The sequence below is a fragment of the Enterobacter cloacae complex sp. Mu1197 genome (assembly GCF_040059225.1).
Classification (GTDB): Bacteria; Pseudomonadota; Gammaproteobacteria; order Enterobacterales; family Enterobacteriaceae; genus Enterobacter; species Enterobacter quasiroggenkampii.
This window is the reverse complement of sequence record NZ_CP157375.1, coordinates 4,061,655-4,082,900: the sequence shown is the minus strand read 5'-3', so window position 1 is coordinate 4,082,900 and position 21,246 is coordinate 4,061,655. Positions and strand designations below refer to the sequence as shown.

17 protein-coding genes are annotated in these 21,246 nt (G+C 60.0%); 9 read left to right on the top strand and 8 right to left on the bottom strand.

Annotated features, from left to right (window positions below):
* Positions 1 to 144 precede the first annotated feature (144 nt).
* On the bottom strand, positions 145 to 1,443 hold the full coding sequence (locus ABFV38_RS19150; protein ID WP_045910065.1) for an MFS transporter: 1,299 nt from the start codon (positions 1,441 to 1,443) through the stop codon (positions 145 to 147).
* Between the two features lie 476 nt (positions 1,444 to 1,919).
* Here ABFV38_RS19150 and uxaC point away from each other — a divergent pair, with 476 nt between their 5' ends.
* Together uxaC and ABFV38_RS19140 are read left to right on the top strand one after the other, a co-directional pair.
* A complete protein-coding gene (uxaC, locus tag ABFV38_RS19145) occupies positions 1,920 to 3,332 on the top strand; it encodes a glucuronate isomerase (RefSeq protein ID WP_348957837.1) in 1,413 nt (470 codons plus the stop codon).
* Between the two features lie 17 nt (positions 3,333 to 3,349).
* Complete coding sequence (locus ABFV38_RS19140; protein ID WP_348957835.1) at positions 3,350 to 4,837, top strand: altronate dehydratase family protein; 1,488 nt, start codon at positions 3,350 to 3,352, stop codon at positions 4,835 to 4,837.
* Positions 4,838 to 4,923: 86 nt separating this feature from the next.
* Here ABFV38_RS19140 and sstT read toward each other — a convergent pair whose 3' ends face one another.
* The 4 genes from sstT to ABFV38_RS19120 form a co-directional block, all read right to left on the bottom strand.
* The gene (gene sstT, locus ABFV38_RS19135) at positions 4,924 to 6,165 is read right to left on the bottom strand and encodes a serine/threonine transporter SstT (RefSeq protein WP_048028904.1); all 1,242 of its coding nucleotides are present in this window, start codon (positions 6,163 to 6,165) and stop codon (positions 4,924 to 4,926) included.
* Positions 6,166 to 6,420: 255 nt separating this feature from the next.
* The gene (locus ABFV38_RS19130) at positions 6,421 to 7,386 is read right to left on the bottom strand and encodes a TerC family protein (RefSeq protein ID WP_021242367.1); all 966 of its coding nucleotides are present in this window, start codon (positions 7,384 to 7,386) and stop codon (positions 6,421 to 6,423) included.
* 251 nt (positions 7,387 to 7,637) lie between these two features.
* The gene (locus ABFV38_RS19125; RefSeq protein WP_045910061.1) at positions 7,638 to 8,636 is read right to left on the bottom strand and encodes a Gfo/Idh/MocA family oxidoreductase; all 999 of its coding nucleotides are present in this window, start codon (positions 8,634 to 8,636) and stop codon (positions 7,638 to 7,640) included.
* Positions 8,637 to 8,706: 70 nt separating this feature from the next.
* A complete protein-coding gene (locus ABFV38_RS19120; RefSeq protein WP_024906411.1) occupies positions 8,707 to 9,210 on the bottom strand; it encodes a M48 family metallopeptidase in 504 nt (167 codons plus the stop codon).
* An 83-nt stretch (positions 9,211 to 9,293) separates the two neighbouring features.
* Here ABFV38_RS19120 and rlmG point away from each other — a divergent pair, with 83 nt between their 5' ends.
* Positions 9,294 to 10,430, top strand: coding sequence for a 23S rRNA (guanine(1835)-N(2))-methyltransferase RlmG (rlmG, locus tag ABFV38_RS19115; protein ID WP_063622490.1), 1,137 nt, complete (start codon positions 9,294 to 9,296; stop codon positions 10,428 to 10,430).
* 90 nt (positions 10,431 to 10,520) lie between these two features.
* On the opposite strand, the gene ABFV38_RS19110 is transcribed toward rlmG, so the two are convergent.
* The 3 genes from ABFV38_RS19110 to lsrR form a co-directional block, all read right to left on the bottom strand.
* Positions 10,521 to 12,542, bottom strand: a complete 2,022-nt coding sequence (locus ABFV38_RS19110; protein WP_348957832.1) for an NADPH-dependent 2,4-dienoyl-CoA reductase — start codon at positions 12,540 to 12,542, stop codon at positions 10,521 to 10,523.
* A 175-nt stretch (positions 12,543 to 12,717) separates the two neighbouring features.
* Entirely contained in the window at positions 12,718 to 14,334 is a 1,617-nt protein-coding gene (gene lsrK, locus ABFV38_RS19105; protein WP_348957831.1) for an autoinducer-2 kinase, read from the bottom strand.
* A 33-nt stretch (positions 14,335 to 14,367) separates the two neighbouring features.
* The gene (lsrR, locus tag ABFV38_RS19100) at positions 14,368 to 15,339 is read right to left on the bottom strand and encodes a transcriptional regulator LsrR (protein ID WP_003862617.1); all 972 of its coding nucleotides are present in this window, start codon (positions 15,337 to 15,339) and stop codon (positions 14,368 to 14,370) included.
* A 215-nt stretch (positions 15,340 to 15,554) separates the two neighbouring features.
* On the opposite strand from lsrR, the gene lsrA reads away from it, so the two are divergent.
* From lsrA to lsrG, 6 genes are read left to right on the top strand one after another with little or no spacing between them, the layout of a single operon-like run.
* Positions 15,555 to 17,042, top strand: a complete 1,488-nt coding sequence (gene lsrA / locus ABFV38_RS19095; protein WP_348959435.1) for an autoinducer 2 ABC transporter ATP-binding protein LsrA — start codon at positions 15,555 to 15,557, stop codon at positions 17,040 to 17,042.
* Positions 17,039 to 18,070, top strand: a complete 1,032-nt coding sequence (gene lsrC / locus ABFV38_RS19090) for an autoinducer 2 ABC transporter permease LsrC (RefSeq protein ID WP_348957829.1) — start codon at positions 17,039 to 17,041, stop codon at positions 18,068 to 18,070. Before lsrA ends, lsrC begins: the two co-directional genes overlap by 4 nt.
* Entirely contained in the window at positions 18,071 to 19,048 is a 978-nt protein-coding gene (lsrD, locus tag ABFV38_RS19085; protein ID WP_348957827.1) for an autoinducer 2 ABC transporter permease LsrD, read from the top strand. It abuts the gene before it with no gap.
* Position 19,049: 1 nt separating this feature from the next.
* Complete coding sequence (lsrB, locus tag ABFV38_RS19080; protein ID WP_235403234.1) at positions 19,050 to 20,051, top strand: autoinducer 2 ABC transporter substrate-binding protein LsrB; 1,002 nt, start codon at positions 19,050 to 19,052, stop codon at positions 20,049 to 20,051.
* An 11-nt stretch (positions 20,052 to 20,062) separates the two neighbouring features.
* Complete coding sequence (lsrF, locus tag ABFV38_RS19075; protein WP_032653516.1) at positions 20,063 to 20,950, top strand: 3-hydroxy-5-phosphonooxypentane-2,4-dione thiolase; 888 nt, start codon at positions 20,063 to 20,065, stop codon at positions 20,948 to 20,950.
* On the top strand, positions 20,947 to 21,240 hold the full coding sequence (gene lsrG / locus ABFV38_RS19070; RefSeq protein ID WP_044597614.1) for a (4S)-4-hydroxy-5-phosphonooxypentane-2,3-dione isomerase: 294 nt from the start codon (positions 20,947 to 20,949) through the stop codon (positions 21,238 to 21,240). The genes lsrF and lsrG overlap by 4 nt, the downstream gene beginning before the upstream one ends.
* The last annotated feature ends 6 nt before the right edge of the window (positions 21,241 to 21,246 follow it).

The window sequence follows — 21,246 nt, the reverse complement described above, 5'->3', positions numbered from 1 at the left end:
CACTTTTGCGTGCCACTCTCCAGATTTGCCATTAAAAAAGCCGCTACTGAGCGGCCTTTAAATGCCCGGCGGCGCTACGCTTACCCGGCCTACAAAACCCGTAGGCCCGTGTAAGCGAAGCGTCACCCGGCGGAAAAAGGGTTGCTAACTCTGCGTTGCTGGTTTCCCGAGCGACTCTTTCGCCAGCTCCTCTGCCGATTTGCTTTTCAGCACCGTCCAGATCACCACCGCGCCCAGCAGGTCGAAGATAGCCAACACGGCGAACAGCGGGCTGAAGCCGATGGTATCTGCCAGCGCGCCGACGACCAGCGCAAACATCGTACTCGCGGTCCAGGCGGCCATCCCGGTCAGGCCGTTGGCGGTGGCCACTTCGTTACGACCAAAGACGTCAGACGAGAGCGTAATCAGCGCGCCGGACAGGGACTGGTGCGCAAAGCCACCGATGCACAGCAGGGCAATCGCGACGTATGGGCTGGTGAACAGGCCGATCATGCCCGGGCCAATCATCAGCAGGGCGCCCATGGTGACTACCATCTTACGGGAAACAATCAGGTTCACCCCAAACCAGCGCTGGAACAGCGGTGGCAGATAGCCGCCCACGATACAGCCCAGGTCAGCGAACAGCATGGGCATCCAGGCGAACATCGCGATCTCTTTCAGGTTAAAGCCGTAGACTTTAAACATGAACAGCGGGATCCACGCGTTAAAGGTCCCCCAGGCCGGTTCTGCCAGGAAGCGCGGCAGGGCGATACCCCAGAACTGACGGGTGCCCAGGATCTGCCAGACGGTCATTTTCTTGCCGTTGTTGGTCTGATGCTGTGCTTCCTGACCACCAATGATGTACTCGCGTTCTTCTTCGGAGAGTTTTTTCTGATCGCGCGGGTGCTTATAGAAAACCAGCCACGCGATTGCCCAGGCGAAGCTCAGCACGCCGGAGATGATGAAGGCCATCTGCCAGCTGTGCATCACGATAGCCCACACCACCAGCGGTGGCGCAATCATTGCCCCGATGGACGAGCCCACGTTGAAGTAGCCAACAGCGATAGAGCGCTCTTTTGCCGGGAACCACTCGGAGCTGGCTTTCAGGCCCGCCGGGATCATCGCAGCTTCTGCCGCACCGACCGCACCGCGCGCCAGCGCCAGTCCACCCCAGCTGCCTGCCAGCGCGGTGGCTCCGCAGAACACCGCCCAGGCGATGGCGAAGAAGGCATAACCGATTTTGGTACCGAGAATGTCCAGCACATAGCCAGCAACAGGCTGCATGATGGTATACGCCGCGGAATAGGCGGCAATGATGTAGGAGTATTGCTGTGTGGAGATATGCAGCTCTTCCATTAACGTCGGCGCTGCGGCTGCCACGGTGTTACGTGTCAGGTAGCCCAGCACGGTGCCTAACGTCACCAGTGCGATCATATACCAACGTAACCCTTTAATTTTACGCATCTAAAACCTCATCGTTATGTTATGTCCGCGCCAGAGCACGGCAACTTCTCAACCGTTTCCGGGAGCCGTTGTGTAACGGGAGGGGCGTAGCCGGAAGCATGTCCCGGAACGGCCCGAACCTTGCCATAAGTAAGCGTGCATAAGTCGGTATCCGTACCGTTAAACCCGATGCCTCTCACACCGGTAATGCATTCCGTCGGCTTAGCGTTTGCGACGGCGAAAAGATAACTTGTCATACAACTTTAAAGGGTGAGTGACATCACAAATGTATGATTCTTTGTAGGGACATTAATCGCTGCGCGCAAAGCCAGTAATGGCGCGGCCTGTAGAAGGGTTTACGCCATTGAGGGTAATTTATTTGTTAGCGTTTATTGATCTCACTCACGAAAAAAGCTTCGGTGGCTGGAAATTGGTGTGATAACTTTGCAGCATATGAACATACGCTTTCTGACGCTCCCGTAATGAGGAAGACGATAATGACGCCGTTTATGACCGACGATTTTCTGTTAGATACCGAATTTGCTCGCCGCCTGTACCACGACTACGCAAAAGACCAGCCAATTTTCGACTACCACTGCCATCTGCCGCCGCAGCAGGTTGCCGAAAATTATCGTTTCAAAAACCTGTATGATATCTGGCTGAAGGGTGACCACTACAAATGGCGCGCCATGCGCACCAACGGTGTGGCGGAACGCCTGTGTACCGGTGACGCCACCGACCGCGAGAAGTTTGATGCCTGGGCGGCGACCGTCCCGCACACCATCGGTAACCCGCTCTACCACTGGACGCACCTTGAGCTGCGTCGCCCGTTTGGTATCACCGGAAAACTGCTCTCCCCAACGACCGCCGATGAAATCTGGGAGCGGTGCAATGCGCTGCTGGCTGAGGAGAACTTCTCCGCGCGCGGCATCATGAAGCAGATGAACGTGAAGATGGTGGGCACCACCGACGATCCGATCGACTCCCTGGAGCATCATGCCGTTGTCGCCAAAGACACCGCTTTTGATATCAAAGTGCTGCCAAGCTGGCGCCCGGACAAAGCCTTCAACATTGAGCAGGCCACGTTTAACGACTACATGGCGAAGCTGGCGGAAGTGTCCGATACCGACATCCGTCGTTTCGCCGATCTGCAAGCCGCGCTGACCAAACGTCTGGATCACTTCGCGGCGCATGGCTGTAAAGTCTCTGACCACGCGCTGGACGTCGTGCTGTTCGCGGAATCAAACGAGGCCGAGCTGGACAGCATTCTGGCGCGTCGCCTGTCCGGTGAATCGCTTAGCGAGCACGAAGTGGCGCAGTTCAAAACGGCGGTGCTGGTGTTCCTCGGCGCGGAATACGCGCGTCGCGGCTGGGTACAGCAGTACCACATCGGTGCGCTGCGCAATAACAACCAGCGCCAGTTCAAACTGATTGGTGCGGACGTGGGCTTTGACTCCATCAACGACCGTCCGCTGGCGGAAGAGCTGTCAAAACTGCTGAGCAAACAGAACGAACAAAACCTGCTGCCGAAAACCATTCTCTACTGCCTGAACCCGCGCGATAACGAAGTGCTGGGCACCATGGTGGGCAACTTCCAGGGCGAAGGGATGCCGGGCAAGATGCAGTTCGGTTCCGGCTGGTGGTTCAACGATCAGAAAGACGGCATGGAGCGTCAGATGACGCAGCTGGCGCAGCTTGGTCTGTTGAGCCGCTTTGTCGGCATGCTGACCGACAGCCGCAGCTTCCTGTCCTATACCCGTCATGAATATTTCCGCCGCATTCTGTGCCAGATGATTGGCCGCTGGGTGCACGCAGGCGAAGCGCCGGCGGATATCCAGCTGCTGGGCGACATGGTGAGAAACATCTGCTTTAACAATGCGCGTGACTACTTCGGCATTGAACTGAACTAAGGCCGTTTGAGGTTGATATGCAATACATCAAAATCCATTCGCTGGATAACGTGGCCGTCGCGCTGACGGATCTCGCTGAAGGCGACGTGGTGACCGTTGATAACCAGAGCGTCACCCTGCGTCAGGCGATTGCACGCGGACACAAGTTTGCCGTGAAGCCTCTCGCGAAAGGGGACAACGTCATTAAGTACGGTCTTCCGATTGGGCATGCGCTGGCGGATATCGTGCCGGGTGAACATCTTCATTCCCATAATACCCGCACCAATCTGAGTGATCTGGACGAGTACAACTATCAACCTGATTTACCTGGGGCACAAGAGCAGGCGGCGGATCGTGACGTGCAGATCTACCGCCGCGCCAGCGGCGACGTGGGGATCCGCAACGAGCTGTGGATCCTCCCGACCGTCGGCTGCGTGAACGGGATTGCGCGTCAGATCCAGACGCGCTTCCTGAAAGAGACCAACAATGCCGAAGGCACCGACGGCGTGCATCTGTTCAGCCACACCTACGGCTGCTCCCAGTTGGGGGATGACCACATTAACACCCGCACCATGCTGCAAAACATGGTGCGTCACCCGAACGCGGGCGCGGTGCTGGTGATTGGCCTGGGCTGCGAGAACAACCAGGTTGATGCCTTCCGCGACACGCTGGGCGAGTTTGACCCTGAGCGTGTGCATTTTATGGTGTGTCAGCACCAGGATGACGAAGTGGAGGCGGGCGTTGAACAGCTTCACCAGCTGTATAACGTGATGCGCCACGACAAGCGCGAGCCGGGCAAGCTGAGCGAGCTGAAGTTTGGGCTGGAGTGCGGCGGGTCTGACGGCCTGTCCGGTATCACCGCCAACCCGATGCTGGGTCGCTTCTCGGACTATGTGATCGCTAACGGCGGCACGACTGTGTTGACCGAGGTGCCGGAGATGTTCGGCGCGGAACGTATTCTGATGAGCCACTGCCGCGACGAGGAGACGTTTGAAAAAACCGTCACCATGGTGAACGACTTCAAACAGTACTTCATTGCCCACAATCAGCCCATTTATGAGAACCCGTCTCCGGGTAACAAAGCGGGTGGGATCACCACGCTGGAAGAGAAATCCCTCGGCTGCACCCAGAAAGCGGGCGCGAGCCAGGTGGTTGACGTTCTGCGTTACGGCGAGCGCCTGAAAACGCACGGTCTGAACCTGCTGAGCGCGCCGGGTAACGATGCGGTCGCCACCAGCGCGCTGGCGGGAGCCGGCTGCCATATGGTGCTCTTCAGCACCGGTCGCGGCACGCCGTACGGCGGTTTTGTGCCGACGGTGAAAATCGCCACCAACAGCGAGTTGGCGGCGAAGAAAAAACACTGGATCGACTTCGATGCCGGGCAGCTTATCCACGGCAAGGCGATGCCGCAGCTGCTGACGGAATTCGTGGACGCGATTGTGGAATTTGCCAACGGCAGGCAGACCTGCAACGAGAAGAACGATTTCCGCGAGCTGGCGATCTTTAAGAGTGGTGTGACGCTTTAAGTACTTTGTCGGGTGGCGCTGGCGCTTACCCGACCTACTGTACCCTGTAGGCCCGGTAAGGCGTAGCCGCCACCGGGCTTTTCTTTTTAACTGCGTAGGGCGTTCTTCGCTAAACGCGCGTCTTCCGCCTGGCACACGGCGGCGGTAAACATCACGTCGGTGGAGGAGTTGATCGCGGTTTCGCAGGAATCCTGCAGCACGCCGATGATAAAGCCTACCGCAACCACCTGCATGGCGATCTCGTTCGGGATGCCGAACATATTACATGCCAGCGGGATCAGCAGCAGGGAACCGCCCGCCACGCCGGATGCGCCGCAGGCACACAGCGATGCCACCACGCTCAGCAGCAGCGCAGTTGGCAGATCCACCGGAATACCCAGCGTATGCACCGCGGCCAGCGTCAGCACCGTGATGGTGATGGCCGCTCCCGCCATATTGACGGTCGCACCCAGCGGAATGGATACGGAGTAGGTATCGCGGTCCAGATTCAGCTTCTCACACAGGGACATGTTGACCGGAATGTTTGCCGCCGAGCTGCGGGTGAAGAAGGCGGTCACGCCGCTTTCGCGCAGGCACATCAGCACCAGCGGGTACGGGTTACGACGGGTCTGCAGAAACACCAGCAGCGGATTAATCACCAGTGCCACGACGGCCATACAGCCAATCAGCACCAGCAGCAGCTGCGCATAGCCCCACAGCGCGCCGAAACCGGTGGTAGCCAGCGTGGATGCCACGAGGCCAAAAATACCAATCGGCGCAAAGCGGATGACCACCGTCACGATAAAGGTCACGGCGTGCGAAAGGTCGTTAACCAGGTTTTTGGTCGTGTCGTTGCTGTGGCGCAGAGCGAAGCCCAGACCGACGGCCCATACCAGGATCCCGATGTAGTTCGCGTTAATCAGCGCATGGATCGGGTTGGCGACAATGCTCATCAGCAGGCCGTGCATCACCTCAACAATACCTGCGGGCGGCGTAATGTCGGTCGCGCCGGTGGTCAGTTGCAGCGTGGACGGGAAGATAAAGCTCACGACAACCGCCGTCAGCGCAGCCGAGAACGTCCCCAGCAGATACATCCACAGAATCGGGCGAATATTGGTTTTCTGCCCCTGCTGGTGGTTGGCGATTGAGGCCATCACCAGCGTCAAAACCAGAACCGGCGCGACCGCTTTTAGTGCGCCGACGAACAGTGTGCCGAGCAGGCCAGTGGCCTCGGCGGCAGGTTTTGAGATCAGTGCCAGCGCGACGCCGAGCACCAGTCCAACCAGTATTTGCTTAACAAGGCTGCCGCGCGACAGGCGCGCAAGCAGGCCCGATGAGGTTGTCGTCATGAGTGTTCCTTAAGTGAAATTGCGTTCCATCCCGGATGTGCTCTTAGTCACATTTATGTCCGGATGTAAGTAAATGTTTGCCTGGTCGAGTATAGGGAAAGCGTCTGCGGAGGGAAGCGTAAAATGCTGGATTTTACGTGTTGCGTCATGTTTTTTAACTATTGATTAACGAAAGTGCCGGCTGGCGTTGCGCTTACCCGGCCCACGAGGTGTCGTTGTAGGCCCGGTAAGCGCAGCGCCACCGGGCAAAACGCACTAAGCCTGCTGCTTCTTATCGTGCTGGCGGTTAACCCAGGTATTGATAATCAGCGTCACGATCAGAATGCCAAACACCACGCCGAGCGAAATGGCGATCGGGATATGGTAGAAATCGACGATCAGCATTTTGATACCGATAAACACCAGGATCACCGACAGGCCGTACTTCAGCATTGAGAAGCGCTCCGCCGCGCCTGCCAGCAGGAAGTACATGGCGCGCAGGCCGAGGATGGCGAACAGGTTAGAGGTCAGGACGATGAACGGGTCGGTGGTCACCGCAAAAATGGCCGGAATGCTGTCCACGGCGAAAATCACATCGCTCAGCTCAACCAGGATCAGCACCAGCAGCAGCGGGGTGGCAAACAGCAGGCCGTTCTTGCGTACGAAGAAGTGCTCGCTCTCGATCTTGTCGGTCATGCGCAGATGGCCGCGGATCCACTTCACCAGCGGGCGATCGCCTATCGCAGAGCCGTCCTCTTTCGCCAGCGCCATTTTGACCCCGGTGAACAGCAGGAACGCGCCGAAGACGTACAGCAGCCATTCGAACTGGGTAATCAGCCAGCTGCCGGCGAAGATCATGATGGTACGCAGGATAATCGCCCCCAGCACGCCGTAGACCAGCACGCGGCGCTGCAGGGCCGCAGGCACGGCGAAATAGCTGAACAGCATCAGCCAGACAAAGACGTTATCGACCGCCAGGGCTTTTTCAATCAGATAGCCGGTGAGGAAGGCGAGGGCCTGAGGATCGGCCACCGCGCGGCCTTCGGTCGAGGCCAGATACCACCAGAAGGCGGCACAGAACAGCAGGGAGAGGGTAACCCACACCAGCGACCAGGCCGCAGCCTGTTTCATGGTCATGCCGTGCGCGCCGCGACGCCCCTGTAAAAAGAGGTCGATCGCCAGCATGATGAGCACGACAACCGCGAATCCGCCCCACAACATGGGAGTGCCGACAGAATGCATACTATTTTCCTTACACATAAAAAACAAAAACGGCCATGGTCAGAAGACGATAGCCGTTAGCTTTTTATGCATAGACCTCGCCTTCCGGCAAGGTCTCACTTACAACCACGAGGGTTGCCCGGCGACCGGATGCGGTATTGCACGCATCGTAATGACGATCCACCGACGAAGAAGTTACTCCCCTTTGCAGGTAACAAAATATGTCAGACCATTGGTTTCGTCAATGGTCTGCGCCGTTTCATTACACAGCTTTACGCGATAACTTCCGCGCTCACGCCATCTGCCGGGAACACCACGCCGGTCTGACGGCGGATCTCCGTTTGCAGCTTCGCCGTGGTGCGGCTCACCGCAAGGCCTGGGTGATTCACTTCGTTGTCTTCCACCAGACGGGCGAAGACCTCTGCCTCATAGAGCATAGTGTTAATATGCTGAGGCTGCGTCAGCTCCTGAGCTTTGCCGCCGCGCGGCACAAAGCTCACCTTCTGGCACTCGGAGATCTTCTCGATGACCAGCGAGCCCGCTTCGCCCTGGATTTCGCTCGGCAGGACAGAGTCGCTCACCTTGGAATGCTGCAGCGTCACGCTGAAATCACCGTAATCCAGCACCGCGACACCGTGCGCATCCACGCCACTCTCCAGCAGACTGGCGGTGGCCGTGACGCCGTGCGGCTCGCCCCACAGGGCCACGGCAGAGGCCAGGCAATAGAAACCGATATCCATAATCGAGCCGTTAGAGAAGGCCGGATTAAAGGTGTTCGGGTTCTCGCCGTCGAGATAGCGCTGGTAGCGCGACGAGTACTGGCAGTAGTTGATAAAGGCTTTACGCACTTTGCCCACCTTCGGCAGGGACTGCTGCAGCAGCAGGAAGTTCGGCAGGCTGGCGGTTTTGAAGGCTTCGAACAGCACCACCTGGTTTTCGCGGGCAAGCGCAATGGCGGCTTCGACTTCATCGATGTTCGACGCCAGCGGCTTCTCGCAAATCACATGCTTTTTATGGCTGAGGAACAGCTTCGTTTGCGGGAAGTGCAGGGAATTCGGGCTGGCGATATAGACCGCGTCAATGGCGTCGCTTTGCGCCATCTCATCAAGCGAGGTGAAGAGATGCTCGACGAGGTAGTCGTTGGCAAAACTCTGCGCCTGCTCAAGGCTGCGGGAATAGACTGCGGTAAGTTTCAGTTTGCCGGTTTCGTGGGCGGCGTCGACGAACTGGCGCGTGATCCAGTTCGTTCCAATGACTGCGAAACGTATCATAAACGTTTACGTACTCCGTAGCGGGGAACCTTCAGCCACTGTAGCACGTCATCATGACAATTCGCGTGCGCTATTCCGCATTACCTTTTAACGATAAATGCGTAAGCCACAGCCGGGTATCAAACTCCAGCTGGTGGTACTGCGGCTCCATATGGCAGCACAGGGAATAGAACGCTTTGTCGTGCTCTTTTTCTTTCAGGTGTGCCAGCTCATGGACGACGATCATCCGCAGAAAGGCTTCCGGCGCGTTGCGGAAAACCGTCGCGACGCGGATTTCGGCCTTTGCCTTCAGCTTGCCGCCCTGCACGCGGGAGACGGCGGTGTGCAGGCCGAGCGCGTTTTTCAGCACGTGGATCTTGTTGTCGTACATCACCTTGTTGATCGGCGGGGCGCTCTTCAGATACCGGTTTTTGAGATCCTGCGTATACTGCCAGAGGGCCTTATCGGTCGCGAAATCGTGCGTGCCCGGGTAGCGTTTTTCCAGCACCGCGCCCAGCTTCTGCTCGGCAATCAGGCTGCGAACCTGAGTCAGTAAATGCTCCGGGTAGCCCTGGAGATAAGTAAGTTGGTTCATCAACGCCCCAAATCGACAATAAAACGGGTATACTCACGCACCCTTTTCAGGGATACGCCAAATTTTACCATTCAGGAGGGCCGATGAGCCACTTAGACAACGGTTTCCGTTCACTCAACCTTAAACGTTTCCCGGAGACGGACGACGTTAACCCGCTTCAGGCGTGGGAAGCGGCGGATGAATATCTGCTGCAGCAGTTGGATGACACTGAAATCCGCGGCCCGGTTTTGATCCTGAATGACGCGTTTGGCGCCCTGGGCTGTGCGCTGGCGGAACACACGCCGTACAGTATCGGCGACTCCTACCTGAGCGAGCTGGCGACGCGTGAAAACCTTCGCCATAACGACATCGAAGAGTCCAGCGTGAAGTTCCTCGACAGTACCGCGGACTACCCGCAGGCGCCGGGCGTGGTGCTGATCAAAGTGCCAAAAACCATGGCGCTGCTGGAGCAGCAACTGCGCGCGCTGCGTAAGGTCGTCACGCCAGAAACCCGCATCATCGCGGGTGCCAAAGCGCGCGATATTCATACTTCGACGCTGGAGCTGTTCGAGAAAGTCCTCGGCCCGACCACCACCACGCTGGCCTGGAAAAAAGCGCGCCTGATCAACTGTACGTTCGCCGCCCCTGAGCTGGCCGACGCGCCAGAAACGCTGAGCTGGAAGCTGGAAGGGACAGACTGGACCATCCATAACCACGCGAACGTCTTCTCCCGCACCGGTCTGGATATCGGCGCGCGCTTCTTTATGGAACATCTGCCGGAAAATCTGGAAGGTGAGATTGTCGATCTTGGCTGCGGCAACGGCGTGATTGGCCTGACGCTGCTGGCGAAGAACCCGGAAGCCAGCGTGGTGTTCAGCGACGAGTCGCCGATGGCGGTGGCCTCCAGCCGTCTGAACGTAGAAACCAACCTGCCGGACGCGCTGGACCGCTGCGAGTTTATGATCAACAACGCGCTGTCTGGGGTAGAGCCGTTCCGCTTCAACGCCGTGTTTTGCAACCCGCCGTTCCACCAGAAGCACGCCCTGACGGATAACGTCGCCTGGGAGATGTTCCACCACGCGCGCCGCTGCCTGAAAATCAACGGCGAGCTGTACATCGTGGCCAACCGCCACCTGGACTACTTCCACAAGCTGAAGAAGATTTTCGGTAACTGCGTCACCATTGCGACGAACAATAAGTTTGTGGTGCTGAAGTCGGTGAAGCTGGGACGTCGTCGTTAAGATTGTTTTGCCCGGTGGCGCTTCGCTTACCGGGCCTACAATGGCCTCGGACCCGTAGGCCGGGCAAGCGCAGCGCCGCCCGGCAATGTTCTAGATCATCAGAGCTAATTTCGTCCCCTGCGCAATCGCGCGCCGCGCATCCAGCTCCATCGCCACGTCACACCCGCCAATCAGATGCACCGTTTTACCGGCCTCGCGCAGCGGATCCGCCAGATCGCGCTTTGGCTCCTGCCCGGCACATAAAATCACATGATCCACGCGCAGCAGCTGCGGCTCGCCGCCGATCGTGACGTACAGCCCCTCGTCGTCGATCTTCTGATAGCTGACCGCCGGGATCATCTTCACCCCGCGTGAGAGCAGGGTAGCGCGGTGGATCCAGCCGGTGGTTTTGCCCAGCCCTTCGCCCGGCTTGCTGGCCTTACGCTGCAGCATCACGATCTGGCGCGGGCTTTTCGGCAGCTGCGGCCCTTCGGGGCGCAGGCCGCCGGACTGGCTGAGGCTGGTATCAATGCCCCATTCGACGCAAAACTCAGCAATGTTCTGGCTGGTCGCCTCGCCCGGCTGGCTCAAATACATAGCGGTATCAAAGCCGATCCCGCCGCAGCCGATAATCGCCACCTTCTCGCCAACCGGTACTTTGTCACGCAGCACGTCGAGATAGCTCAGCACTTTTGGATGATCGATACCCTCGATCGCAGGCGTGCGCGGTACGATCCCGCTCGCCAGGATCACCTCATCGAAATCAGTCAGATCCGCCGCGTGGACAAACTGGTTAAGCCGCAGCTCGACGCCCGTCAGCTCGATCATCCGGCGGTAGTAGCGCAGCGTTTCGTAGAACTCCTCTTTGCCGGGGATCTGTTTGGCGATATTAAACTGCCCGCCAATCTCCCCCAGCGCATCAAACAGCGTCACGCTGTGGCCGCGCGAGGCGGCATTGACCGCAAACGCCAGGCCCGCAGGCCCTGCGCCGACAACCGCCAGGCGTTTTTTCGCTGTCGCCGGGATCACCGGCATTTTGGTTTCGTGGCAGGCGCGCGGGTTGACGAGGCAGGAGGTCACTTTCCCGACGAAGATCTGATCCAGGCATGCCTGATTACAGCCGATGCAGGTGTTTATCTCATCCGCACGGCCGCTTTGCGCTTTGGACAGCAGCTCGGCATCGGCCAGGAACGGGCGCGCCATCGAGACCATGTCAGCATCGCCGCGTGAAATCACATCGTCCGCCACCTGCGGATCGTTAATGCGGTTGGTGGTGACCAGCGGAACAGACACTTTCCCTTTCAGCCTGCGCGTTACCCAGCTGAACGCCGCGCGCGGCACCGGCGTGGCGATGGTCGGAATGCGCGCCTCGTGCCAGCCGATGCCGGTGTTGATAATGGTGGCCCCCGCGGCTTCTATCGCCTGCGCCAGCTGCACGGTTTCGTCAAACGTGCCGCCGCCCTCCACCAGGTCGAGCATCGACAGGCGGAAGATGATAATAAAATCCGCGCCCGCACGTTCGCGCACGGCGCGCACGACTTCTACAGCAAAGCGCATCCGGCGGGCATAGTCGCCGCCCCATTCGTCGTCGCGCTGGTTGGTGCGGGCGGCCAGAAACTCGTTAATCAGATAGCCTTCAGATCCCATCACCTCAACGCCGTCGTAGCCCGCTTCACGCGCCAGCGCCGCGCAGCGGGCGAAGTCGTCAATCAGCGCCAGGATCTCGTCGTGGCTCAGGGCATGCGGAGTGAAGCGGTTAATCGGCGCCTGAATGGCCGATGGCGCGACCAGATTCGGCTGATAGCTGTAGCGTCCGGTGTGCAGAATTTGCAGGGCGATTTTACCGCCCTCGTTGTGTACCGCGTCGGTCACAATGCGGTGGTGCGGCAGCTGTGACGCATCGTTCAGCACCGCGCCGCCCTCCATGCCGACGCCGGAAGGGGCAGGGGCCACGCCACCGGTGACGATCAGTGCTACCCCATGGCGGGCGCGTTCGGCATAGAAGGCTGCCAGACGCTCGGCCCCGTCCGGATGCTCCTCCAGCCCGGTATGCATCGAGCCCATCAACACGCGGTTTTTGAGTGTGGTGAACCCCAGATCGAGGGGGGCGAATAACGACGGGTAGCGGCTCATAGTCTCTTCCAGTGTAAAATTATTGTTATGTGGTCGGATGAGTTACTAATTTAGCCAGCGGCAGCGGAAAGGTAAAAGCGGGATCGAATGATTGTGATAGATCTCAAAGAACTTCCCCTCACCCTAACCCTCTCCCCGGAGGGGAGAGGGGACTGGCCGGTGCGGCCTTAAAGAATCAGTTCGATCTGGTTTTTTCCTTCTCCCCTATGGGGTGAGGGGGATGGGTTTTTACTAACCCCGGCGCCTGCCACATCGACGTCGTCAGCCCGCTGTCCACCAGCCCGAGCTGGTCTGCATATACCGCCTGCCATTTCTGCATCATGCCGTCGTACAGTTCGCGATGTACCGGGTTTGGCGTGAACTCGCGGCTCCATTTCACCAGCCGCTCGCCCGTCGAGGCCATATCGGCAAACAGCCCCGCGCCAGCACCTGCCGCGATGGCGCAGCCGAGCGCCGTCGCCTCTTTCACTTCCGGCACGCGCACCGGCAGGCCGGTGACGTCGCTTAAAATCTGACTCCACAGCGCACCTTTCGAGCCCCCGCCCGCAAAGACCAGGCTTTCAAACGTCACGCCGGAGAAGTGGGAAATCTGCGCCAGGTTACAGGCCGAGACGATCGCCGCGTTCTCCTCCAGGGCGCGGAACAGCGTCGCTTTATTGCATTTTTCCGGGTCGATGGAGAGGTTAATAAACGACGGCGCGGCGTGGTACCACTGCTTAAAATGCATGGCGTCGGAGAAGATTGGCATCACCCCGTGGGAGCCCGCCGGCACCCGGCTGGCCATCTCTTCCAGCAGAGAATAGGTATCCATCCCCATCCGCTCGGCAATCAGCTTTTCCTCGGCGCAGAAGGCATCACGGAACCAGCGCATGGTCAGCCCGGTAAAGAAGCTGATCGACTCCGCCTGCGCCATGCCGGGAATCACGTGCGGATTCACCCGAATGTTCATGCCAGGGTCGGTGCGCACCTGCGGCAGGTTCACGACCTGCTGCCAGAAGGTCCCGCCCAGCACCGCCGTTTGGCCGGCGCGGACTACCCCCAGACCCAGACAGCCCAGCTGCACGTCGCCGCCGCCCATGACGACCGGCGTGCCTTCGCGCAGGCCGCTTTGCTGTGCGGCCTCTCGGGTGATAGCGCCCAGCACGGTGCCGGTCTCTTTTACCGGGGAGAGAATATCGGCGCGCAGCCCGGCCATGTCCAGCAGCGCCGGACGCCAGTCGCGGGAGAAGAGATCCAGCATGCCGGTGGTGCCCGCGTTAGACGGGTCGACCGCCAGCTCGCCGGAGAGCTTCGCTGCCAGCCAGTCGCTGATCATAGTGATGGTGGCGGCGCTGCGGTAAATATCCGGACGATGGTGTGCCAGCCACAGCAGGCGCGGCATCGCGCTCAGCGCCAGCGTCTGGCCGGAGACGTCATACACTTCGGATTCAAATCGGTTGTCGTGGATCTCTTTAAGTTCGGCCACCTCGCGGCTGGCGCGGGCGTCAACGTTGGCGCAGGCCCAGATGGCCTCGCCGTTGCGGTCGTAAAGCACTATCCCTTCGCGCATGGAGCAGCAGGCGACGGACTGAATATCCGCCGCGCCCAGATTCGCGCGCGTCAGCGCCTGATGAATGCACTGGCAGGCCAGCCGCCAGTTGGTCTCGAGGTCGAACTCCATCGAGCCCGGCACGTTTTCCACGCTCAGGTGCTTCCACTCGGCCTGGCCGACGGCAATCTGGTTGCCCTGCAAATCGAAAATCACGGCGCGAACGCTGCCGGTCCCTGCATCTAACGCTAAAAGGTAACTCATGAGCTTGCCTCGCTGTTAGCGCAGGGCGGGCTCTTACTTGGCCAGAGCCAGCACCGCGCGGGCTGTCGTCTCCTCCGTCACCAGGCCATTGATACGGCGACCCTTCAGTGCGGCATAAATCGCATCGGCTTTCTCTTCCCCTCCGGCCACGCCAACGATGGTGGGCAGCTGCGCCAGCTCATCAAGCGAGACGCCGAGTAATTCTTTATGGATCTCCAGCTCCTCGACGCACTCCCCTTCGGCATTGAGGAAATAACCGAGAATATCGCCGACCGCGCCTTTGCGGGCGTACATCAGTTGTTCACCTTCGCTGATGTAGCCGGAGCGCAGGATCGTGGCATCGCGGCGCTGGTTCACTGAACCAATACCCACCACCGCGACGTCGGCGGCGGTGGCTGCGAGGATCACGTCCCGCACGCTGGTTTCGCGTTTTAAGATCCCGGCCACCTCTGCGGATGACACGCGAAGCGGGGCGGGGATCATGCTGACGCTGCAGGCCGCATCCAGCTGGCCGATACCGGTCATGTACGGCCCGACGCCGCCGGACAGCGTCACGAGGCGGATCTGCTGTGAGCTGATAAAACCGCTCAGGTGCTGCAGGCTGCTCATGGTGGTTTCACCGAACCCCACCGCCAGCAGCTGGCCGGGTTCCAGCACGCCCATCAGCGACTGCGCTGCGCCAATGCCCAGCCGCACGTTCATCGGCGGCGTATTTAAGGCAGGCATCACGCGCACCAGCTTCAGGCCAAAGCGCTGCTGCAGCTCGGTTTCCAGCGCCAGACAGCCCTCGTAGCGGGAGTTGATCTGCACGCGGATCACCCCGGACTGACGGCCTTTCTCCAGCAGACGGGAGATTTTTAATCGCGGCAGCCCGAGGCGTTCGCCGATATCGTTCTGGGTCAGCCCGTCGTGGTAGTAACACCAGGCCACGCGCGCCACCAGCTCCTCTTCCGCCAGCGCCAGCCCGGCAAACCGTCCTTCTTCCGCAGTGCGTTTATCGCTCATAGTTGAACTCTTATAAAAATTTAGATCATATGTTCGTAATGGCGCGAAGGGAAAGTGTGAGCCACGCGACAAAACGGATCATTTCGATCGTTTCTGGTTTATCTGAATCTCAATCGATAAAACTGTGATCCCTGCACGGTTGTAAATATAGTTCACCGTCTACGCTTTTGAACATTATTAAATCTAAAAATCATTTGTTCAATAGCGGAGCGATGATGACCTCACTTCTCGACGCGCGGAATATCAGCAAGCAGTTCTCAGGCGTGCCGGTTCTAAAAGGCATTGATTTCACGCTGCTTGCGGGCCAGGTGCACGCGCTGATGGGCGGAAACGGCGCGGGAAAATCGACGCTGATGAAGATCATCGCCGGGGTCGAGACGCCGGACGGCGGTGAACTTTCTGTCGAGGGGCAGTCATATGCGCGGCTGACGCCCGTGCAGGCGCACAGGCTCGGCATTTACCTCGTGCCGCAGGAGCCGCTGCTGTTCCCTAACCTGACGGTGCGGGAAAATATCCTGTTCCGCCTGCCGCGCGAACGCGATCGGGAAAAGCGGCTGGCGGAAAAACTTGAGCAGCTGCAGTGCCAGCTCAACCTCGACGCCGCCGCCAGCACCCTGGAAGTGGCGGATCAGCAGATGGTGGAGATCCTGCGCGGATTAATGCGCAACGCCCGGATCCTGATCCTCGACGAGCCCACGGCCTCCCTCACGCCGGGCGAAACCGAACGGCTGTTCCGCCAGATCCGCGCCCTGCAGGCGCTCGGCGTCGGGATTGTTTTTATCTCCCATAAGCTGCCGGAAATTCGCGTGCTGTCGAGCCACGTCTCGGTGATGCGCGACGGCGCGGTGGTGCTGAGCGGGGAAACCGCGCAGTTCGACGATAACGCCCTGATTGCCGCCATGACGCCGGTGAGCCGGGAGAAATCCCTGAGCGATACGCAAAAGCTGTGGCTGGCGCTGCCGGGCAACCGTCGCACCCAGCCGCAGGATTTCCCGGTGCTGCGGGTGGAGGATCTCACCGGGGAAGGGTTTATCGATCTGAGCCTTGAAATCTACGCCGGGGAGATCGTCGGCCTTGCGGGGCTGGTGGGATCCGGACGTACCGAGTTTGCCGAAACCCTTTACGGCCTGCGGCCGGTACGCGGGGGACGCATCTGGCTGGAGAACCAGGAGATCGCCAACGAGCCGGTGCGCTCGCGGCTAAACAGAGGCCTGGTCTACCTGCCGGAAGACAGGCAGGTGTCCGGCCTGTTCCTCGACGCGCCGATCCGCTGGAACACCGTGGCGCTGAACGAGCCGTCGCTCTGGCAGCAGCGCAAGCGGGAGTCTGCGGTCGTGGAGCGCTATCACCGGGCGCTGGGGATCAAGCTCAACCATGCGGATCAAACCGTGCGCACGCTCTCCGGCGGCAACCAGCAGAAAGTGCTGCTGGCGCGTTGTCTGGAGGCCAATCCTTTATTACTGATCGTCGATGAACCGACGCGCGGCGTGGACGTCTCGGCGCGCGCCGATATCTACCAGCTTATCAAAAGCGTGGCGGCGCAAAACGTGGCGGTGCTGATGATCTCAAGCGATCTCGATGAGTTTCCTGGCCTCGCGGACCGCGTGTTGGTGATGCACCAGGGCGTGCTCAGCGGCGAGCTGCCGCGCCATGCCGTCAGCCTCGGTCGCATGATGGCGCTGGCGTTCGGAGGGCAAGCATGAAGATCTTACTGAAAAACCGCGAGCTGAGCGCGTTTCTCGCCATTCTGGCGCTGTTCGCCGTGCTGGTGGCGCTTAATCCCTCTTACTTCAGCCTGCAGACGCTGGGGATGATTTTCGCCAGCTCGCAGATCCTGATCCTGCTGGCCATCGGCGCGGCGCTGGTAATGCTGACCCGCAATATCGATGTCTCCGTCGGCTCCACGGTCGGGCTCTCCGCCATTGCCGTCGGCGTAGCGCTGAATGGCGGCTACAGCCTGCCGGTTTCCATTCTCTTCGCGCTGTCGATCGGCGCGCTGGCGGGGGCGTTCAACGGGTTGCTGGTGGTGGGGCTGCGCATCCCGGCGATCGTCGCCACCCTCGGCACGCTGGGGCTGTACCGCGGGGCGATGCTGCTCTGGACCGGCGGGAAGTGGATTGAGGGGTTGCCGCCGGGGTTGAAATCCCTCTCTGAGCCTGCGGCCATCGGCGTGTCGCCCCTTGGCATGGTGGTGTTGATTATCGTGGTCACCGGCGCGTGGACGCTGTCGCGCACCGCGTTCGGGCGTGATTTCTACGCGGTGGGGGATAACCTCGCCGCCGCGCGGCAGCTGGGCGTGGCGGTGAACCGCACCCGCATGATCGCCTTTACCCTCAACGGCATGCTGGCGGCCTGCGCCGGGATTGTCTTTGCTGCACAGATTGGCTTCGTGCCCAACCAGACCGGCAGCGGGCTGGAGATGAAGGCCATCGCCGCCTGCGTCCTCGGCGGCATTTCGCTGTTGGGCGGCACGGGCACGCTGATCGGCGCGTTGCTCGGTGCGTTCTTCCTCACCCAAATCGACACCGTGCTGGTGCTGTTCAGGCTTCCTGCCTGGTGGAATGACTTTATCGCCGGGCTGGTGCTGCTGGGCGTGCTGGTGCTCGACGGGCGTCTGCGCCAGGCGCTGGCGCGGCATCAGCGGGCGCTGAAGTACGGTCGCTTCCAGCCGGGCAACAAAGGGGGAAAGCACGTCACCCCCTTTCCCAAACGCAAAAAAGAGGTGGCGTAAATGAGGCTTAACTGGGAAAGCGCGCTGCTCATTTTGCTGGTGCTGGAGATCCTGCTCTTCGGCGCCATCAACTCGCGCATGCTCGACATCAACATGCTGTTATTCAGCACCAGCGATTTTATCTGCATTGGCATCGTGGCGCTGCCGCTGACGCTGGTGATTATCAGCGGCGGGATCGACATCTCCCTCGGCTCGACCATCGGCCTGTGCGCGATTGCGCTGGGGGTGATGATGCAGGCCGGGTGGCCGATGGCGGTTGCCATTCCGCTGACGCTGCTGCTGGGACTGCTGTGCGGGCTGGTAAACGCGGCACTGATCCACTACACCGGCATCAGCCCGCTGGTGATCACCCTCGGCACGCTCTACCTTTACGGCGGCGGAGCGCTGCTGCTCTCCGGCATGGCGGGGGCCACGGGCTACGAGGGCATCGGCGGCTTCCCGGACAGCTTTACCGCCTTCGCTAACCTCACGGTATTTGGCCTGCCGATCCCATTGGTCTTGTTCGCGGCTATCACCGTCTTCTTCTGGCTCATTACCCACCGCGGGCGCTTTGGGCGCCATCTGTTCCTGATTGGGCAGAACCCGCGCGCGGCGCGCTATGCGGCGCTGTCGGTGAACGGCATGCCCTACGTGCTGTACGGCCTGGTAGGCGTAGCCTCGGCGATTGCCGCACTGGTAATGGTCTCCTATTTCGGCTCCGCGCGTTCGGATCTGGGGCGCGATTTACTGATGCCTGCGCTCACCGCCGCCGTGCTCGGCGGGGCCAATATCTACGGCGGTTCAGGTTCGGTTGTCGGTACGGCGCTGGCGGCGCTGCTGGTGGGGTACCTGCAACAGGGTTTACAGATGGTCGGCATCCCCAACCAGGTGTCGAGCGCGCTGTCAGGGGCGCTGCTGGTTGTGGTGGTGATGGGACGTTCGCTGAGTCTGCACCGCGAATGGGTGCGATCTCTCTTTAGAAAACTATCCGGAGCGTAAGATGAAAACAAAACTGCTCGTACTGGCAATGGCCCTCAGCTTCGCCTCGGCGCAGGCGGCGGACCGCATTGCCTTTATCCCGAAGCTGGTGGGCGTCGGCTTCTTCACCAGCGGCGGCAACGGCGCGAAAGAGGCGGGGAAAGATCTTGGCGTGGACGTCACCTATGACGGTCCGACCGAGCCGAGCGTCTCCGGCCAGGTGCAGCTCATCAATAACTTCGTCAACCAGGGCTATAACGCCATTATCGTCTCCGCCGTGTCGCCGGACGGATTGTGTCCGGCGCTGAAGCGCGCGATGCAGCGCGGCGTCAAGGTTCTGACCTGGGACTCCGACACCAAACCGGAGTGTCGCAGCATCTACATCAACCAGGGGACGCCGGAACAGCTGGGCGGCCTGCTGGTGGACATGGCGGGCAAGCAGGTCACCAAACCGAATGCCAAAGTGGCGTTCTTCTACTCCAGCCCGACCGTCACCGACCAGAACCAGTGGGTGAAAGAGGCGAAGGCTAAAATCGAGAAAGATCATCCGCAGTGGCAGGTCGTCACCACCCAGTTTGGCTATAACGACGCCACCAAATCGTTGCAAACCGCCGAGGGGATCTTAAAAGCGTATCCGGATCTGGATGCGATCATCGCCCCGGACGCCAACGCCCTGCCTGCCGCGGCGCAGGCGGCGGAAAACCTGAAGCGGGAGAGGGTGGCGATTGTCGGCTTCAGCACGCCAAACGTGATGCGTCCTTACGTTGAGCGCGGCACGGTGAAGGCCTTTGGCCTCTGGGATGTGGTGCAACAGGGCAAAATTGCGGTCAATGTCGCCGATCGTTTGCTGAAAAAAGGCGATCTTAACGTCGGCGACAGCGTGGACGTAAAAAACATCGGGGCGCTGAAGGTCGAGCCGAACAGCGTGCAGGGCTACCAGTATGAGGCGAAGGGCAACGGCATCGTGCTGCTGCCGGAGCGGGTGGTGTTCACCAAAGAGAACATCAGCAAATACGATTTCTGACGGGGGAGCAAATGGCTGATTTAGACGATATCAAAGACGGTAAGGATTTTGGCATCGGCACGCCGCAGCAGAATGTGCCGTTCACGCTGAAGGGCTGTGGCTCGCTGGACTGGGGCATGCAGTCCCGCCTGGCACGCATCTTCAACCCGCAGAGCAACCGTACGGTGATGCTGGCCTTTGACCATGGTTACTTTCAGGGGCCGACCACCGGCCTTGAGCGGATCGATCTCTCCATTGCGCCGTTGTTTGGTGAAACCGACGTGCTGATGTGTACCCGCGGCATCCTCAGGAGCCAGGTGCCTGCTGCGACCAATAAACCGGTCGTGCTGCGCGCCTCCGGTGGTAACTCGATTCTGGGGGAACTGTCCAACGAATGCGTGGCGGTGGCGATGGAAGATGCCCTGCGCCTGAACGTCTGCGCGGTGGCGGCGCAGGTCTATATCGGCAGCGAGTTTGAGCATCAGTCGATCAACAACATCATCAAGCTGGTGGACGCGGGGGCGCGCTACGGCATGCCGACGCTGGCGGTAACGGGCGTGGGGAAAGAGATGGCGCGGGACGCGCGCTATTTCTCGCTGGCCAGCCGCATCGCCGCCGAAATGGGGGCGCAGTTCGTCAAAACCTACTACGTGGATGAAGGCTTTGAAAAGGTGACCGCCAGCTGCCCGGTGCCGATCGTCATCGCCGGGGGTAAAAAGCTGCCGGAGCACGAGGCGCTGGAGATGTGCTGGCGCGCGATTGACCAGGGCGCGTCGGGCGTGGACATGGGGCGCAACATCTTCCAGTCCAGCGCGCCGCTCGCCATGCTGAAGGCGGTGAAAAAAGTGGTTCACGAGAACTGGAATGCCCGCGATGCGTTCCAGTTCTGGCAGGAAGAGAAACAGGGAGAAGCAAAATGAACGTGACGCTGGTGGAGATCAACATTAAGCCCGAGCGGGTAGACGAGTTTCTGGAGGTGTTTCGCGCCAACCACGAGGGAGCGATCAGGGAGCCGGGGAACCTGCGCTTTGACGTGTTGCAGGACCCACGCGTGAAAACCCGGTTCTTTATCTACGAGGCCTACAAAGACGAAGAGGCGGTGCTGGCGCATAAGCAAACGCCACACTATCTGGCGTGCGTGGATAAACTTGAGGAGCTGATGTCGGAGCCGCGTAAAAAGCGCAGCTTCGTCGGGCTGTTGCCGGAGTAAGCTCGT